Source organism: Paenibacillus foliorum, assembly GCF_013141765.1.
Taxonomy (GTDB): domain Bacteria; phylum Bacillota; class Bacilli; order Paenibacillales; family NBRC-103111; genus Paenibacillus_S; species Paenibacillus_S foliorum.
The window spans coordinates 395,094-412,773 of the sequence record NZ_WHOD01000070.1 but is presented as its reverse complement, the minus strand read 5'-3'; the positions used below and the strand labels follow the sequence as shown (position 1 = coordinate 412,773).

The following is a 17,680-nucleotide window of genomic DNA, read 5'->3' as shown; positions in this document are numbered from 1 at the left end:
GGAAAGGTGAGGATACTTTTTGCTAAAAAAATTAAAGCAGGCCGTCCTTGAGGCGAATTTGGATTTACCTAAGTATGGGCTTGTCACATTCACTTGGGGGAATGTAAGCGGGATAGATCGCGATAAGGGGCTTGTAGTAATTAAGCCGAGCGGCGTTCCCTATGAGGATTTGAAGGCAGAAGATATGGTTGTACTTGATTTGGAGGGGAATGTGGTAGAGGGCAGCCTTAAACCGTCATCGGATACGGCGACTCATCTGGTATTGTACAAGGCATTCCCGCAAATCGGCGGAATTGTACATACCCATTCTCCATGGGCAACTAGCTGGGCTCAGGCGGGGAGAGGAATTCCGGCGTTAGGCACGACGCATGCGGATTATTTTTATGACGAAATCCCTTGCACACGTAAAATGACAGAAGCCGAGATAAAAGGCGCTTACGAGCTGGAAACGGGGAATGTGATCGTTGAAACCTTCAAAGACTTGGATCCAACGCAAATACCGGGTGTATTGGTCAACTGCCACGCTCCTTTTAACTGGGGAAAAAATCCTCATGATGCCGTACATAATGCGGTAGTTTTGGAGGAGGTTGCCAAAATTGCCCTTCACACCTTTAATTTAAACCAGACTATTGAACCGATGGATCAAACGCTGTTAGATCGTCACTTTCTTAGGAAGCATGGTGCAAACGCTTACTATGGACAGAAATAATGAAATAGTCCTTTAAATCCAGACTGCATTTATAAATTAATCTAACGGCAAAGGGAGAAATGATGATGGCCTCAAAATACGCGATTGGTGTGGATTACGGTACGGAATCAGGGAGAGCAGTTCTTGTTGATCTAGCGGACGGTACAGAGGTAGCAGACCATGTAACTCCTTATCCTCATAATGTCATCGATGAGCAGCTGCCTGGTTCGGGTGTAAAATTGGAATTCGACTGGGCGCTGCAGCATCCTGGAGATTATATCGAGGTGCTTAAACAGTCCGTGCCTGCGGTGATGAAAGCATCTGGAGTGGACCCGGCTGATGTGATTGGGCTTGGCATCGACTTCACAGCTTGCACTATGCTGCCGATAGATGCTGACGGAACCCCGCTTTGCTTCAAGCCAGAGCTGAAGGATCAGCCACATAGCTGGGTTAAGCTGTGGAAGCATCACGCTGCGCAGGATGAGGCGAATCTGATCAATGAGATTGCGGAGCAGAGAGGGGAAACCTTTCTTCCAAGGTATGGGGGTAAAATCTCCTCCGAGTGGATGATCGCCAAGGTATGGCAAATTCTGAACGAAGCGCCTGAGCTTTACGAGCAAACGGATATGTTTCTTGAGGCGACAGACTGGGTTGTTTTCCAAATGACAGGGAATAAAGTGCGCAACAGCTGTACCGCAGGTTATAAGGCGATCTGGCATAAGCAGGACGGTTATCCAAGCCGTGAGTTTTTTAAAGCGTTGAACCCTCAATTGGAAAATTTGACGGAAACCAAGCTTCGCGGAGATGTAGTTCCATTAGGCACGAAAGCCGGGGAGTTAACTCCGGAAATGGCTGCGCTGATGGGTTTGAAGCCAGGCATAGCGATTGCTGTAGGTAACGTAGATGCACATGCTGCTGTTCCAGGTGTCGGGGTGGTAACTCCAGGGAAGCTAGTTATGGCGATGGGAACATCGATTTGTCATATGCTGCTTGGTACGGAAGAAAAGCGTGTGGAAGGTATGTGCGGCGTTGTGGAGGACGGCATTATTCCCGGCTACATGGGCTATGAGGCTGGTCAGTCTGCGGTAGGTGACATTTTTGCATGGTATGTGGAGCAGGCAGTTCCCGCCTATGTGAAGGAAGCTGCGGATAAGGAAGGCATACATGTTCATGAATGGCTGGAAGCGAAGGCTTCAGCTTATCAACCGGGAGAGACTGGACTTCTGGCGCTGGATTGGTGGAACGGGAATCGTTCCGTGCTTGTTGATACGGATCTGACTGGCTTGCTGATTGGTTGTACCTTGTTGACGAAGCCAGAGGAAATTTATCGAGCGTTACTGGAATCGACAGCATTCGGAACGCGCAAAATTGTAGATGCTTTTCATGATAACGGCGTGGAGGTTCACGAGTTGTACGCATGCGGCGGACTTCCGCAAAAGAATCGATTGCTCATGCAGATCTATGCAGATGTAACGAATCGTGAAATCAAAATAGCCGATTCCAAGCAGACGCCTGCTCTAGGCGCGGCGATGTTCGGTGCAGTGGCAGCAGGAGCCGCTCAAGGCGGATACGATACGATCGTGGAGGCTGCACAGAAAATGGCTCGCGTACGTAAGGACACCTATAAGCCAATTCCGGAAAATGTAGCTGTCTATGAGCTGCTTTACCAGGAATACAGCAAGCTGCATGATTACTTCGGCCGTGGTGAAAACGACGTGATGAAGCGTTTGAAAGCGATTAAAGAGACGACTGTTTAGAGAATGGAAGCATACAAGACATTATTCGAAGCCATTCCCTACTCCCAAAGCCTGCATTTATACAGCCTTTTTGAAGTTTTATAGGCAGTCTTCGTGAATTCATGTAATATGCATCCCTTTTCATTCTTAGATGAAATCGGACCATTTCATATGAGAATTGCTGTACTTTCGCAGCTTTTTCTTCTCAATTGCAAATATCAGTATAAAATAACTGCATGTTTGCAGGAGTTTGTGCAGGCTGATAATCGTGAGAGGGTCAGGCACCGATTTTGAGGTTGAGCCATCATTGTTTATTTTAATTATTCCCAAGCACCCGAGGAGGGCTAACTATGTTGAATGTAAAGACTTATGAATTTTGGTTTTTAACCGGAAGCCAGCACTTATATGGACCGGAAACGTTGGACGAGGTTGCTGAGCATTCCAAGCATATTGTTGAATCATTGGACCGAGATGCTGCGATTTCTTATAAAATTGTGTTTAAGCCTGTTCTTACTACCCCGGATGCCATCCGTAGATTATGTATAGATGCTAATGCAGATGATTCCTGCGCAGGATTGATCACTTGGATGCACACCTTCTCTCCAGCCAAAATGTGGATCGCAGGACTCACCGAGCTGCGTAAGCCGCTGCTGCATCTGCACACCCAATATAACCGTGACATCCCATGGGATACGATCGACATGGATTTCATGAACACGAATCAATCGGCTCACGGAGATCGCGAATACGGCTTTATTGGAACGCGTATGGGCATTTCCCGCAAAGTTGTTGTGGGACATTGGGAGAACGAGGAAACTCGCGGCCGCATTAGCGGATGGATGCATACGGCTGTCGCTTTTACGGAGGGAAGCAATCTGAAAGTAGCTAGGTTTGGTGACAACATGCGCCAGGTTGCTGTTACTGATGGTGATAAAGTAGAAGCGCAAATTAAGTTTGGCTGGTCCGTGAATGGTTATGGAATTGGCGATCTAGTGCAGCGAATGAATGAATTTTCGGATGCCGAGGTTAATCAGCTGTTCAAGGAATATTCCGAGCTGTATACGATTGTTCCGGAAGGACTTGAGAGCGGACCGGTGCAAGATGCTATTCTGGAGCAGGCTCGTATTGAGCTTGGCTTGAAATCATTTTTGCAAGAGGGCGGCTTTGGTGCCTTCACAACGACCTTCGAGGATTTGCATGGAATGAAGCAGCTTCCGGGCCTAGCCTCCCAACGCTTAATGGCTGCGGGCTATGGCTTCGGTGGTGAAGGAGATTGGAAGACATCGGCTTTGGTGCGTATGATGAAAATGATTTCCGGCAATGTGGGCACCTCGTTTATGGAGGATTACACGTACCATTTCGAGCCTGGGAATGAGCTGGTGCTAGGTTCACATATGCTTGAGGTTTGTCCAACGATTGCTGCTACACGTCCCCAAATTGAGGTTCACCCTCTTTCTATCGGCGGGAAAGCTGATCCTGCAAGGCTGACCTTTGATGGGGATTCCGGCTTTGCAATTAACGCTTCTCTTGTGGATATGGGCAACCGTTTCCGACTCATAATTAGCGAGGTAGATGCAGTAAAACCGTTGAAAGCAATGCCTAAGCTGCCAGTAGCCCGTGTGCTCTGGAAGCCGCAGCCGTCACTTCGCGATTCTGCCGAAGCTTGGATTTACGCTGGTGGAGCCCATCACACTGTGTTCTCCTACAAAGTCACCACTGAGCAGCTCGTAGATTGGGCGGAAATGGTTGGAATTGAGTGTGTGGTCATTAACAAAAACACATCTGTTCAAGCATTCCGTAACGAATTGAGATGGAACGAGCTTTATTGGAAGCTTCGTTAAAAAAGATAAGATGCAAAAAGACCTCACGGTAGATTTACGGTGAGGTCTTTTTGCTAATTCATTTATCATTCAATTATTAGGCTGCAGCTATTGAACGATCGTACCCATCCTATTAATATCAGTTTACGAGGTTGGCATAGTTAGACACCTCATATCTGGGAGGGTATCAAGGTGAGATTTAAAAAAGTGGTAAGAAGTAAAATCGGTTTATTGTTTCTCTTGCTGTTTTCATTCATATATCTGAATAATAGTTCACTTTTTACTAAGAGCAGCGAAGAAGTACCGTTCTTACTTGCTCATCGGGGACTTGCCCAAACATTTAGCATGGAAGGCATTAAGAATGATACATGTACGGCGGAGCATATAATTGAACCTGATCATCCTTATTTGGAAAATACAATTCCATCTATGGAGGCTGCATTTGGAGCTGGGGCTGATATAGTAGAATTTGATATAAAACCAACTAAAGATGGCCAGTTCGCTGTTTTTCATGACTGGACTCTTGATTGCCGAACAAATGTAAAAGGCGTTACCAAAGACTATACTATGGCGGAATTAAGGAAGATCGATATTGGCTATGGCTATACCGCTGATAACGGGAAAACCTATCCATTTCGTGGCAAAGGAGTAGGGCTTATGCCATCCATGGAAGAGGTCCTTGCTTATTTTCCAGAAGGCTCATTTTTGATCCATATTAAAAGTGATGACCCAGAAGAGGGAGCAATCCTTGCTCAATATCTTTCTATGTTGCCAGATAAACGGCTAAGCCAACTAACGGTTTATGGAGGAGATGAACCGGTTGCTCTGTTAAAGAAACAACTCCCGAATATTCGAGTTATGTCTATGGCTTCATTGAAAGGCTGCTTAATTCCTTATATCGCTGAAGGTTGGACCGGATATATCCCATCTTCATGTGAGAACACACAGCTGCACATTCCTGAAAAATTTGCGCCATGGTTGTGGGGGTGGCCTGGAAAATTTGTAAAACGAATGGAAAATGTAGACACTAGAGTCATTGTCGTCGCAGGTGATGGAGGATGGTCAGAAGGCTTTGATACAGTAAAGGATACGAAACGACTACCTTCTATTTATTCAGGTGGCATATGGACGAACAGAATTGATAGAATAGCACAGCTATATCGCGAGAAGAACACAATGGTGGGTGAATAACCGAAGTTAAACATCGAAAAAGCATTCCGTACCAATTGCCGTTATCGGGCAGCTTGAACGGAATGCTTTTTATTTACTTTCGACAATTATCGACAAGCTCAGTTCTACTGGATATAACCTAGCCTGTTTGAAATGTCCAGAGCTGTATCCCGTATCCATCCCCCTGAAGCTTCGATCCGTTCGTCGGTCATGCGCCATTTGGGTGCCGAAATGCTGATGGAGGCGACTGGCTCCTTTAGATGGTTGAAAATGGGGGCTGCCACACAACGTACCTCGGGTTCATGCTCGCAATTATCGATAGAGAAGCCCCGGGCTTTAATTAGCTCTAGATCCGCCATTAACGTACCCTGAGTAGCAAGGGTGTAGGGGGTAAATGGGATTAGTCCTTCCGCTATGACTGCGTCTGTTAGAGAGGTAGGAGAAAAGGCCAATATGGCTTTTCCAACACCTGTACAATACATAGGGTTACGCAGCCCGATTTGGGAATGCATACGGATGGTCTTGGACGTTTCTACCTTATCGATATACACAACGCGCAAACCGTCCCGGATGACCAAGTGTACGGTTTCACCAGCGAGATCTGCCAATTTACGCAAATAGGACGAAGCAATTTCCCTAATATTCATTGTTTTCAGCGCAAGTGAAGCAAGACGGAGTGAGTAGATACCAATGCGATATCGCTCTGAATATTCATCCTGTTCGACAAGACCACTTTGCTGAAAGGCGGCAAGATGCTTGCAAACACTGCTCGGGCTTTCGCCGGAAAGCTTGGCAATTTCACTGACGGATGCGCCTTGCGGATTGGTGTCGCACAAGGTAGCGAGCTGCTCCAAAACATGCAGTGCTTTCACGACCGTGGAGGAGGCTACTTTTTGATTCGTATCGCTTGTACTTGGATTTCTTCGGCTCATAGCAGTACTCCTTTTGGAAATTGAGTCATATATTTTAGAAATGAAGTTTATATTTTTACCAGGGGAATGATTCGTTTTAATGTTATTTTATAAAAAAATCCAAGTCAAGTCATATTTATATTGACGAAATGGTGTTCGTTATTTATAGTAAAATTTGTAAGTAGAAACTTAATTTCTATATTAGAAATAAGGAGGACTGCTGCCTGATGAAGATCACCGATGTTGAAACGTATATCGTCGGTAATCCATGGAAAAATTGGTTGTTTGTCAAGCTGCATACGGAAGAGGGCATTTACGGCATCGGAGAAGGCACATTGAATGGCTTTGCTAAGACAGTGGAAGCCTGTATACACGAGCTTAAGCATTTATACATAGGGATGAGCGCATTTGATGTAGAAGCGATAACGCTGAGAATGATTCGTGACGTCTATTCGGATGGCGGACAAATTCAAGGCTCAGCGTTAGCCGCAATTGAAACCGCTTGCTGGGATATTATCGGCAAAGCAACGAATCAACCGTTATATAAGCTGCTCGGCGGCCGCTGCCATGAGAAGCTTCGCTGCTATGCTAACGGCTGGTACCGCGGACCGCGAACACCTGAGAACTTTTATGAAAAAGCTAAAACAGTCGTGGAAAAAGGATATACAGCTCTGAAATTCGATCCGTTCGGTTCGGCTTGGCGCACAGTGGAGCGTAAAGACTTCGAGCTTGCTCTAAACATTATCGAAGCAGTGCGGGATGCCGTTGGTCAGGATGTAGATATCCTCATAGAGGGTCATAACCGGTTTAGCGTTCATACAGCTTTGCAATTCGCAGAAGCGATGCTGCCTTATAATCCAGCATGGTTCGAGGCTCCTGTTCCTCCGCAGCATATATCCTCCATGGTCGAGGTTGCTAAGCGCAGTCCTATTCCTATAGCATGCGGTGAGGATTATTATTGCAGAGAACAGTTCGCTGAGCTGCTTAAGCACGACGCGGTGCATATTATCCAATTGGAACCACAATTTCTTGGTATTTCAGCATCGAAGCAAATTTGCGGGATGGTTCATGCGCATAATGGCGTCATTGCTCCTCACAGTGCTCAAGGCCCCATATGCTCAGTGGTCTGCTCTCATCTCAATATGGCAACTCCTAACTTTTATTTGCACGAAATATTTGACGAGTTTAATGAGCCTTGGGAGGAAGAAGTATTGACACCGCTTTTTAAAATAGAAGAAGGATATCTCCAGCCCCCGGAACGACCCGGACTAGGTGTGGATTTAAATCTCGAGTTAATGGCACAGCATCCATATCACACCGGTAACTGGATCCCTTTATTCAAGCAAGGCTGGGAGAAGAGGGAAGGGAATGGCTGATGGTAAATTGAGCAGCGACCGGAGGAGATAGGATGAAAGTATTAATATACGAGGGGCCGAAGGTGTTAACCATCCGTAACCAGCCCATTCCGGTGCCTGAAGAGGATGAGGTGTTAATCCGCGTAGAACGGGTCGGTATATGCGGTTCGGAGCTCAGTGGTTATTTGGGACATAATTCCCTACGCAAGCCTCCTCTCATAATGGGACATGAATTTTCTGGAACCATTGTACAAAAAGGAGCTAAAGTAAGCCGATTTAACGCTGGTGACCGGGTTACGGTGAACCCGCTTATAACTTGTGGAATCTGCCGTGATTGTATAACCGGTTCTTCACAAATATGCCGGCATCGTAAACTGCTCGGTGCGCATCTTCCGGGGGCATTCGCGGAGTATGTGACCGTTGTGGAGAAGAATGTATATTTGCTAAAGGATTCTGTAAGCTTTGATAGCGGAGCATTAACGGAACCATTTGCCTGTGCCGTACACGTTTGCAGACTTTTGCAGCTTACACCCACGGATCGTTTGTTGATTGTTGGCGCAGGACCTATCGGATTATTCACCCTGTTAGCCGCACAAGTATACGGATTAAAGAACATCGCTGTTATCGATATCAATGAGCAGCGACTGGAAATTGCTTCACAATTGGGAGCAGTGACTGCTGTACAGCTTGATATCCTTCTTCAGCAAGGAAGTGGGGTCTTCGATGCAGCTGTTGATGCTGTTGGGCTAGAGATCACGCGTATGCAGTGTATAGACAATGTTAAACCGGGTGGTCGTGTAATTTTTACTGGGCTGCACGAGGACACCAGTAACTTTCAAGTTAATTCATTAATACGTAATGAAATAGCTATGAAGGGAGCTTTTGCTTATAATGCAGTTGATTTTGAAACAGCTCTGCAATGGATTGAAGAGGGACGGGTTAACCTCTTTCCGTGGCTTGCTCATGCTCCATTAGAGGATGGACAGCAATGCTTTGACAGGCTGATCACAGGTCCGGGAAATGTGGCCAAATTTTTATTAACATTCAGTTGAGTGCAAATCTTTTTGAAAAAAGAAAAATGTAAGGGCTTACAAATAGTAAATGGTATTAAATGTTCGATTATTTAGAGGGGGGATACAGTTGCTCATTGATCTGCATGGGAAGGTTGCTCTTGTTACAGGCGCGGGTCGGGGAATCGGACGAGAGATTGCGCTCACCTTGGCGAGGGAAGGAGTGAAAACGATCGCCATCGATGTGAATCCGGATCATTTGACTGCATTGAATCAAGAGTTTGCTGAAAATGACTTTGAAGGGTTCCAGCAGGTATGCGACATTCGCGATTTCTCTCAGATCGAGAGGGTGGTTCAGGAAGCAGAACACAGGTATGGACGTATCGACATTCTGGTTAACAACGCTGGAGTAGCAAGTGGAGGACAAGTAGAGTCTCTGTCGGAGGAGATCTGGGATCTCAACCTCGATGTAAATCTAAAGGGCACCTTTCTAATGTGCAAAGCCGTGCTTCCGATTATGAAAAAGCAGAAATCAGGACGCATCATAAACGCAGCCTCATTTGCGGCGATTATCCCGAGTTTGGGAGGTTCAGCCTATGCCACCTCCAAAGCGGGGGTTGTACATTTTACCCGTGTGCTGGCCGGTGAGCTCGGTCCCTGGAACATTACGGTTAACTGTTATGCACCAGGGGTTATCCCAACCGATATGAATCGATTTGCAGATCGTTCTCCACAAGAGCAGAAGGAGCTGTTAGATAATCTTTCCTTGCGACGTTGGGGCAATAAAGCAGAAATAGCCCATTTGATATGTTTTCTGGCTTCCGATTATGCCGTCTATATTACCGGCACGATGATCGACATCAGCGGAGGAAAGCTGGCTACACAGGTGCCGCGGTTGGCATATGAATGGGCGGCTGAAGAGGAACTGAACGTTTAATATTCAGCAAGCTTTCTTACGAATACTCGAAGTTTACGCTTACGATGCAAGTTTTCTTACGAAAACTCTAAGGAGGGCAAATATGTATAAGAAAACATTGTCAGTGACGCTTATGTTGGGGTTGATTTTTGCAAGTGCCTGTAGTTCGGGAGGGGCCAACACTCCGGCTCCAAGCGCTAAGGATAGCGGGAATACGAAACCGGCACAGCCTGCGGAAGTTAAACCGGATGCCAAGCCGGAGCCCAAGAAGGGTAAATTCGTTTTTTGGGATAAATCGGAGTACGTGAAGGATTACAACGACTTCCAGAAAGAACGGGTTGCACAATTCTCCAAGGAATTTAATGTCGATGTGGAATATGTGGCGATTCCGCCGGCTGATGTAAAAACGAAGCTGCTGGCAGCCGTTGAAGCAGGTAACCCGCCCGATTTGTTATTAGCCGACGACTTTGTGGCCAAACAATTTGTAGGCAACAATCAGCTGATGGATATTTCGGACATATTAAAGCAGTTTGATTTCAGGGAAGATTCCAAGAAATATGCTTTTGCTATGGAAGGTTTGTTCGAGGTTCCCGTTTATCACAGTCCTAACGTTATGTATGTCCGAAAGGATAAGCTGGAGGAAAAGAAATTGGCACCGCCCAAAACGTGGGAAGACGTTAAAAACGTGGCGAAAGCTATCAATGATCCCAAAAACAACTTCTATGGTCTTGGATTTCAGCTTGGCGGGGGTGGTGATTCCGATGGCCGGATCAACAATCTGATCAGAACCTTCGGTACCGATATCATCAATAAAGAGGGCAAGGTCACCATCAATACACCGGAGGCTTTGGAGGCTATCAAATATGACGCCAGCTTTTTTGCAGAAAACTTGTCTCCTCAAGGCGGAATTACCGGTGATGATGCTTTCAACAACAACCTGTGGCTGGCTGGACAGGCGGGAATCGTATTTAACTCCAGCAGCATATACGCAGCAATGAAGAAAGATAAACCTGAGTTGCTTGAGAAAACCTTAATAATGCCATGGCCTGCTGGTCCTAAAAGACAGTTTGGTTCAGGCGGAGGTACGGTTTTCATCATGTTCAACAAAGCCAAAAATACGGAAGCTGCCAAGCAATACATCAAGTATTTCTTCGATAAAGCTTATTACGGAAAATTGCTAGAGAAGCTCAATGGACTAGCGGGACCCGTGTTGAACGGTCTTGAAAATACGGAGTTTTGGCAAAAGCCAGAAAATAAAAGCTGGTTCGATGCAACGAGAAACATAGTGCCATTGGGGGATCCAGGCCCACCGGATGCACGTGCATCCCAGGCAGTCAGCGAAAATATTCTTTCCAAAGGCGTGCAAAAAATTGTCGTCAACAAGATGGACCCGCAAAAAGCCTTGGATGAAATGGAAAAAGAATTTAAGAAAATCTACGAGAAAAAATAACACACTGCAACCTTACATCGACGTACTCTTCCAAGGGCAGGTGAAAGCATGCTTCAATCGAATCGAAAGAGTGAACTGGCTTTGGGGTATACGTCCGTTATGCCGATCGTCATCATCATCTTTGTGGTGATCGGCATTCCTTTTATCAATGCGTTATACCTGAGCCTAACTGATAAAACGGTGGGTGCTGAGGCCCATTTTATCGGCTTTGATAACTATCGCGAAATTTTCTCTGACCCCATCTATTGGAAAGTATTAAAAAATACCTTTGTTTATTTTGTAACGGATGTCTTCTTTAAGCTAGCAATTGGGATGATATTCGCATTGACCGTTAACCAGCAGTTTTTCGGCAGATCGATTGTCCGCGTGTTGTTCCTTGTTCCTTGGGCTATTTCTGGAATGGTAGCAGCGCTCACATGGAAATGGATGTATAACGATACTTTTGGAATCATCAATAAAGTACTGTTGGATATAGGGCTGATAGACTCGCCGGTTGCTTGGTTGAGCGGGGCCAATATTGCACTGGTTTCGGTTATTATCGTAAATATTTGGCGCGGCATTCCTTTCTTCCTATTCAGCATTCTTGGAGGCTTGCAAACCATTGACAGACAGCTGTATGAGGCCGCAAAGATTGATGGAGCGGGGACGATTCGGCAGTTCTTTTCCATCACAATTCCTTCTATCAGCTCGGTAATTGTCATCACCACTATGCTATCGTCGATATGGACCTTCAATGATTTTGAGAACATTTTCTTGATCACAGGCGGCGGCCCATTATACAACTCTGCGGTAATTTCTGTATACACCTATGAAGTTGCATTCCTTCAAAATAATATGGGTAAATCACTCAGTGTGGCAGGATCAATAATTCCCATTTTGCTAGTCTTGATGTTCCTTATGACACGCAAACTGAATAAGGAGGATTGAGGAGAGGTGGCAATGGTTATGAAAGCATCCCAAGCGCGTGCTATTCGAAAGCAAGTTTTGATTTATTTTATAGTAGTTGTTGGTTTGATTTGGACGCTGTTTCCAGTCTATTGGATGGTTAAGACCTCATTTACGCCAAATGATCAAATGTACGATGCCAAACCAAGATTAATCCCAACAGAAATTACGACTAAGCACTATTCGGATTTATTCAAGGAAACGGAATTTATGGGCAATATGAAAAATAGCTTGTATGTGTCCGGTTTGGCCACATTGGTTTCGTTGGTGATTAGTATTTTCGGTTCTTACAGTCTAACTCGGCTGCGCTTTCGAGGAAGGAATTTTCTGACGAAGAGCATTATCATCTGCTATCTCATGCCGGCGGCTGTGTTGTTTATTCCGATGTACGTTCTTGTTAGCAAGCTCGGTTTTGCTGATAACAAGTTCGGTTTACTTATTATTTATCCAACCTTTATCGTACCTTATTGTTGTTATATGCTGCTCAGCTACTTCAAAGCGATTCCCAAATCGTTGGAGGAGGCGGCACTGATCGATGGCTGTAACCGGCTGCAAACACTATGGAAGATCATTCTTCCCATTGCTGCACCTGGAATTGCTGTTGTCGCAACCTTTGCTTTCACTATGTCTTGGAACGAATTTCTATATGCGTTGGTCGTTACGACGAGTCCAAGTCAGCAGACCGCTACGATAGGAATTGCAAGCTTTAAGTTTTCCGACACGTTTATTTGGGGGCTGCTCATGAGCTCGTCGGTTATTGCTACCATCCCGGCTGCTGTTTTATATCTTGGAGCACAATCTTTCGTGATTGGCGGGCTTGCCGATGGGGGAGCGAAATATTGAGGTGTAAAAATACAGTAACGCACGATGTAAGTTCCGCTAAAGCGAAACTCAGTAAGGCTTACGATGCAAGTTTCGCTAAAGCGAAACTCAGTAACGCTTGCGATGTAAGTATCGCTAAAGCGAAACTCTAAGGAGGAAGAAAATGAGCTTGGATAGGTTCAAATTAGACGGCAGGGTTGCCTTGATTACTGGCGGATGCCAGGGATTGGGGTTTGCATTTGCGAAGGCCCTTGCGGAAGCTGGGGCAATAGTTGCTGTTACAAGCCGGGATGAAGCCAAAGCAGCGGAAGGCGCGAGGCGGATCCGTGAGGAAACCGGCGGTCAAGCCATCGGTGTAGCCGTTGATGTTACGGACGGCGGGCAGGCTCGCCGTATGGCGGAAGAAACAGCTCAGGCTTTGGGCCGCATCGATATTCTGATCAACAATGCGGGAATTAATATCCGTAAGCCGATTCTTGATTATGACGAAGATAGCTGGGATCTAGTGCTTAACACTAATCTGAAAGCACCCTTCCTGTGCGCCAAGGCCGTGGTTCCTTATATGATCAAGCAGCAATACGGAAGAATTATTAATTTGTCATCCATGATGGGGACTATTGCGCTGGCAGAACGCTCTGCCTATTGCTCAAGTAAAGGTGGATTGATTCAGCTGACCAAGGTTATGGCACTGGAATGGGCCGAACACAACATTACGGCCAATGCTGTTTGTCCAGGACCGTTCGCTACCGAATTAAACCAGGTAGTTATAAATAATCCGGAGGCCAACCAATTTTTCCTCGATCACCTTGCATTGAAACGTTGGGGCAATCCAGATGAGCTGACCGGACTAATCATATATTTGGCTTCAGAAGCCTCCAGCTTTATGACCGGTTCTTCCATTGTGATAGATGGAGGCTGGACAGCGCAATAAGAGAGGATGTTCTGGAAACTTAAAAAAGAAAGGGCTGAAGCAAATGAAATACGGACTCACGGTTTACGGGACTACTTATGATATGGGTATCAACCCGCAATCAGGCAAAAAGCCGATAACGCCTAAAGAATTAATAGATGTTACGGAAGGTCATGGTCTGGAAGGCATTGAGATTCCTTTTCAACTTTTAAAAGAACATAATCCCGATGAAGTGGCTGATTACGCGCGCTCCAAAGGGATGTTCATCAATATCGCCGCAGGAGGCTATGATCCTGAGCAATTGAGCGAAGCGCTGCTGCTTGCCAAACGCGTGGGTGCGATAACGGTACGGACGGTGGTGGGCGGAGCCAAATTCGGAGGTGACCGGAGGCATATGGCCGGCACCTGGAAGCCTTTTTTGGATCAGCTTCTTACATCATTTCAGGAAGCTGCCGAAACGGCGGAGCAGACGGGTGTTAATTTGGCTGTAGAAAACCATCAGGATCTAGCTTCCGAAGAATTGCTCTGGCTGTGCGAAACGATTGGGTCACAACGGTTCGGTATTAATCTCGATACGGGAAATCCTCTGGCAACGGCCGAAGAACCTAATGATTTTTTCCGTCGTGTAGCTCCTTATGTGAAAAATGTTCATTTAAAGGATTATACGATTTATTGGTATGAGGAAGGGTATAGACTGGTTAGATGCCCTCTTGGTCAAGGGGCGATTGATTTCCCTGAGCTGTTCCGTATCTACTCGGAAGCTGCGCCGCAAATGACGATGTCGGTGGAACATGGTGCATTGGAGGCACGGAACGTTAGAGTATTGGAAGAGGATTTCTGGACGGAATATCCCGCGCGTTCTGCAAGCCAGCTTACATGTTTGCTTCGTTATGTTCATAACCATGCAAAAGCAAGTGGCGATTGGAGAACTCCGTTCGAGAAAGGGGAGTCTCCTGCATCGATAGTCACTTACGAACAATCGCAAATGGTTACGGCTCTAGCCTATTTGAAATCATTGATCCGGCAGTTTCGTGATAATGAAAATTTGGTGAAAAGTTGAGGTGACTGTCATGAATATCTTGGATTTAAAAGGTAAAAATGCGCTTGTCACCGGCTCTAGCCGGGGGCTCGGCAGACAGTATGCCATGGATTTAGCCCGTGCAGGGGCGAATGTCATTATTCACGATGAAACAGAAACGAAATCTGCAGAATTTAGCGAAGCTGCGTCCGGGTACCAAGTAGCTGAGGAAGCAGCATCCTTAGGTGTAAAATCCGCGTTTATCGCCGCCGATTTGGCTGATCCCGTGCAGGTCGAGCAATTGGTCATGCAATCGATTGAATTCTTAGGCAGCATTGATATATTAATCAATAATGCCGGTGGCGACATCGGCTTCAAGACACCTCGGCCAGAGCCTAATGATTCATTGGATATTAGTGTCGAGGATATTCGCTCGGTTGTCGAGCGTAATCTGTTGTCGACTATGTATACATGCAAATTTGTCGGCCAGCATATGCGTGAGCGAGGCAGTGGTAAAATCGTTAATGTAGGCTCGATAGCAGGCCATGTTCCGGTCACATCCGGAGTGATTTACGCTGCTGCGAAGCTGGGTATTTCTCATTATACGAGAAGCTTGGCCCAGCAGATGAGACCTTATGATGTGAATGTAAATTGTATTTCACCTGCTCCCACCTATACAGCACGCTTCTCGGCGACTCGCAAAGTCAACAATGAAGAAGGCCTCTCCAAGCTTCAGCGGATTGCTCAACCAGAGGATATGTCCAAAATTGTGATGTTCCTCTGCGGCCCCCAAGCCGATTATTTGACGGGCGAAACGATAGTTTGTTGGAAGTAAAAAGGAAGGAGCCACTCAATTGAATTTTGATGGAAAGATAGCGTTAGTAACCGGTGGAGCCAGGGGGATCGGAGCCTCCATCGTCAAACAGTTTCTGGAAAATGGAGCAAAGGTTATTATTGCAGATGTTTCCCCGGACGGGGAGCAATTGATGGAGCAGTGGCGGAGTCAAGGAAAAGAGGTCGCTTACGTACATTGCGACGTCTCTAGGGAAAATGATGTTAATAATGCGGTTAGTGTGGCTGAACAGCAGTTTGGAAAGCTGGATATTGTAGTTAATAATGCTGGAATATTTCCAAGAGCGGATTTGCTCCAAACCGACGAGGCCTTCTGGGACCGCATAATGGACATTAATCTAAAAGGCGTATATTTGATGTGTAAAGCTGTGGTTCCTGTTATGATCAGGCAAGGTGGTGGATGCATTGTAAATATGGGTTCACTTCATGCCAGTATAGGTGGTGAGGAGCTGTTTGCTTACGCTATTTCCAAAGGAGGGGTTGTTACGCTGACTCGGAATTTAGCCCATGCATTAGCAAAGCATAACATCCGAGTAAACGGTGTACATCCGGGCTGGGTAGCTTCTCATGGTGAAAGGGCACTCATGCGGGCAAAAGGAGAGGACGAGGATTGGCCGGAACAGCATTCTTCCGTCATGCCGTTAGGCAGATTACAGACAGAGGATGATATTGCCAATTCCGTAGTTTTCTTATGCTCCGCTAATGCAGGTCAAATTACAGGGCAAATGTTGACTGTAGACGGTGGACTTGGCTTCAGCATGCTGTAGCTGGACTATTATATAATAGGAAAAAGAGGTTAATCCCAATTATGGATTAACCTCTTTTTCCTTAGGGGAATACGGAATTGTTAACTACTTCTTCAATCTGCGGCAGATGTCCTCGGTCATTTCTTTTGTTGACGCATTTCCGCCAATATCTGGGGTCTTAATGCCGCTCAATATCGTTTCTTCCATTGCCGTCAGAACCTTTTGTCCAAGCTCTTGTTGACCGAGATGGTCGAGCATCATTTTGGCTGTCCATATTTGACCTGTCGGATTGGCAATGCCTCTGCCGCATATGTCTGGAGCAGAACCATGTACGGGTTCGAACATGGAAGGATATTTCCCATTGAGATTGATGTTGGCTGCCGGGGCAATGCCGATGCTGCCCATGATGGCTGCACCGATATCAGTCAGGATGTCGCCGAATAAATTACTGGCAACAATAACATCAAAGATATGAGGCTTAGTAACGAAAAAGGCAGCTAATGCATCGATATGATAAGAAGATGTTCTGGTTTCAGGATAGTCACGGCTAGTCTCAGTGAAAACTTCATCCCAGAAAGGCATGGAATGGAAGATACCGTTCGACTTCGTAGCACTTGTCACATGTCCCCGACGTTTGGCGGCCAGTTCAAATGCGTAGCGGATTGCTCTTTCCGTGCCTTTGCGAGTAAAAATGGCATTCTGGATGGCAATCTGGTCCTCGCCCTTATGGATTCTTCCTCCGACTTCGCTGTATTCGCCCTCACTGTTTTCACGTACGACGATAAGATCGAAATCATTAGGATTAGTCAGTGGGGATACTATGCCATTGATAAATTTAGCCGGACGGATGTTAATCACTTGCTCGAACTCACGGCGAATTTTAATGAGTAATCCCCATAATGAAATATGATCTGCAACCTTGGCAGGATCGCCGACAGCGCCTAAGAAGATAGCCTCGAATGACTGTAATGTATTCAACCCGTCCTCGGGCATCATTTGGCCATGCTTTAAATAATAATCGCAATTCCAAGGGAAATTCGTAAACTCGAAGGTAATACCTCCGTGCACTTCAGCCACTGTATTCAATACATCAAGAGCGGCAGGGACAACCTCATTGCCTATGCCATCACCAGGAATTACTGCAATTTCATGCTTGGACATTTCAAGTATCCTCCTTCTATAACCAATAAAGTTTGATGCTAGCGCTTTCAATGCGTGGATGGCATTTATGAATGGATTATATCTATGGAGTATGCGGATGTCAACTGAATTACCCTTCGGGAAGAGCGGTCAATATGACAGCTTTTTTTGTAACAATAGTGCAGTGAAAT

At 46.0% G+C, this 17,680-nt stretch carries 16 protein-coding genes; 14 read left to right on the top strand and 2 right to left on the bottom strand.

The annotated features are described in order from the left end of the window. Positions 1 to 19: 19 nt before the first annotated feature. The 4 genes from araD to GC093_RS20465 all read left to right on the top strand — a co-directional run bounded on the left by araD (position 20) and on the right by GC093_RS20465 (position 5,435). On the top strand, positions 20 to 709 hold the full coding sequence (gene araD, locus GC093_RS20480) for an L-ribulose-5-phosphate 4-epimerase (protein WP_171653733.1): 690 nt from the start codon (positions 20 to 22) through the stop codon (positions 707 to 709). Between the two features lie 65 nt (positions 710 to 774). Beyond that, complete coding sequence (locus tag GC093_RS20475) at positions 775 to 2,445, top strand: ribulokinase (protein WP_171653732.1); 1,671 nt, start codon at positions 775 to 777, stop codon at positions 2,443 to 2,445. 329 nt (positions 2,446 to 2,774) lie between these two features. Further along, a complete protein-coding gene (gene araA / locus GC093_RS20470; protein ID WP_171653731.1) occupies positions 2,775 to 4,265 on the top strand; it encodes an L-arabinose isomerase in 1,491 nt (496 codons plus the stop codon). A gap of 171 nt (positions 4,266 to 4,436) precedes the next feature. Further along, positions 4,437 to 5,435: a glycerophosphodiester phosphodiesterase family protein gene (locus GC093_RS20465; protein ID WP_171653730.1), complete on the top strand. Its 999-nt coding sequence runs from the start codon at positions 4,437 to 4,439 to the stop codon at positions 5,433 to 5,435. A 104-nt stretch (positions 5,436 to 5,539) separates the two neighbouring features. On the opposite strand, the gene GC093_RS20460 is transcribed toward GC093_RS20465, so the two are convergent. Next, positions 5,540 to 6,346, bottom strand: a complete 807-nt coding sequence (locus GC093_RS20460; RefSeq protein WP_171653729.1) for an IclR family transcriptional regulator — start codon at positions 6,344 to 6,346, stop codon at positions 5,540 to 5,542. Positions 6,347 to 6,552: 206 nt separating this feature from the next. On the opposite strand from GC093_RS20460, the gene GC093_RS20455 reads away from it, so the two are divergent. The 10 genes from GC093_RS20455 to GC093_RS20410 all read left to right on the top strand — a co-directional run bounded on the left by GC093_RS20455 (position 6,553) and on the right by GC093_RS20410 (position 16,370). After that, on the top strand, positions 6,553 to 7,701 hold the full coding sequence (locus tag GC093_RS20455; RefSeq protein ID WP_171653728.1) for a mandelate racemase/muconate lactonizing enzyme family protein: 1,149 nt from the start codon (positions 6,553 to 6,555) through the stop codon (positions 7,699 to 7,701). A 32-nt stretch (positions 7,702 to 7,733) separates the two neighbouring features. After that, positions 7,734 to 8,732, top strand: coding sequence for a zinc-dependent alcohol dehydrogenase (locus GC093_RS20450; protein ID WP_171653727.1), 999 nt, complete (start codon positions 7,734 to 7,736; stop codon positions 8,730 to 8,732). An 88-nt stretch (positions 8,733 to 8,820) separates the two neighbouring features. Next, positions 8,821 to 9,627 (top strand): SDR family NAD(P)-dependent oxidoreductase, encoded by an 807-nt coding sequence (locus tag GC093_RS20445; protein ID WP_171653726.1) that lies wholly within the window; start codon positions 8,821 to 8,823, stop codon positions 9,625 to 9,627. Positions 9,628 to 9,709: 82 nt separating this feature from the next. Then, a complete protein-coding gene (locus GC093_RS20440; RefSeq protein WP_171653725.1) occupies positions 9,710 to 11,056 on the top strand; it encodes an ABC transporter substrate-binding protein in 1,347 nt (448 codons plus the stop codon). Between the two features lie 48 nt (positions 11,057 to 11,104). Continuing rightward, on the top strand, positions 11,105 to 11,983 hold the full coding sequence (locus tag GC093_RS20435) for a carbohydrate ABC transporter permease (RefSeq protein WP_171653724.1): 879 nt from the start codon (positions 11,105 to 11,107) through the stop codon (positions 11,981 to 11,983). 18 nt (positions 11,984 to 12,001) lie between these two features. Then, the gene (locus GC093_RS20430) at positions 12,002 to 12,844 is read left to right on the top strand and encodes a carbohydrate ABC transporter permease (RefSeq protein ID WP_216624709.1); all 843 of its coding nucleotides are present in this window, start codon (positions 12,002 to 12,004) and stop codon (positions 12,842 to 12,844) included. 142 nt (positions 12,845 to 12,986) lie between these two features. Next, positions 12,987 to 13,754 carry an SDR family NAD(P)-dependent oxidoreductase gene (locus GC093_RS20425; RefSeq protein WP_171653723.1) on the top strand — a complete coding sequence of 256 codons (768 nt, stop codon included), beginning with the start codon at positions 12,987 to 12,989 and terminating at the stop codon, positions 13,752 to 13,754. A gap of 43 nt (positions 13,755 to 13,797) precedes the next feature. Beyond that, positions 13,798 to 14,793 carry a sugar phosphate isomerase/epimerase family protein gene (locus GC093_RS20420; RefSeq protein WP_171653722.1) on the top strand — a complete coding sequence of 332 codons (996 nt, stop codon included), beginning with the start codon at positions 13,798 to 13,800 and terminating at the stop codon, positions 14,791 to 14,793. 10 nt (positions 14,794 to 14,803) lie between these two features. Continuing rightward, positions 14,804 to 15,586, top strand: a complete 783-nt coding sequence (locus GC093_RS20415; protein WP_171653721.1) for an SDR family NAD(P)-dependent oxidoreductase — start codon at positions 14,804 to 14,806, stop codon at positions 15,584 to 15,586. A gap of 19 nt (positions 15,587 to 15,605) precedes the next feature. Next, complete coding sequence (locus GC093_RS20410; protein WP_171653720.1) at positions 15,606 to 16,370, top strand: SDR family NAD(P)-dependent oxidoreductase; 765 nt, start codon at positions 15,606 to 15,608, stop codon at positions 16,368 to 16,370. A gap of 84 nt (positions 16,371 to 16,454) precedes the next feature. Here the strand turns inward: GC093_RS20410 and GC093_RS20405 are convergent, their stop codons facing one another. Further along, positions 16,455 to 17,510: a tartrate dehydrogenase gene (locus GC093_RS20405; protein WP_171653719.1), complete on the bottom strand. Its 1,056-nt coding sequence runs from the start codon at positions 17,508 to 17,510 to the stop codon at positions 16,455 to 16,457. Positions 17,511 to 17,680 lie beyond the last annotated feature (170 nt).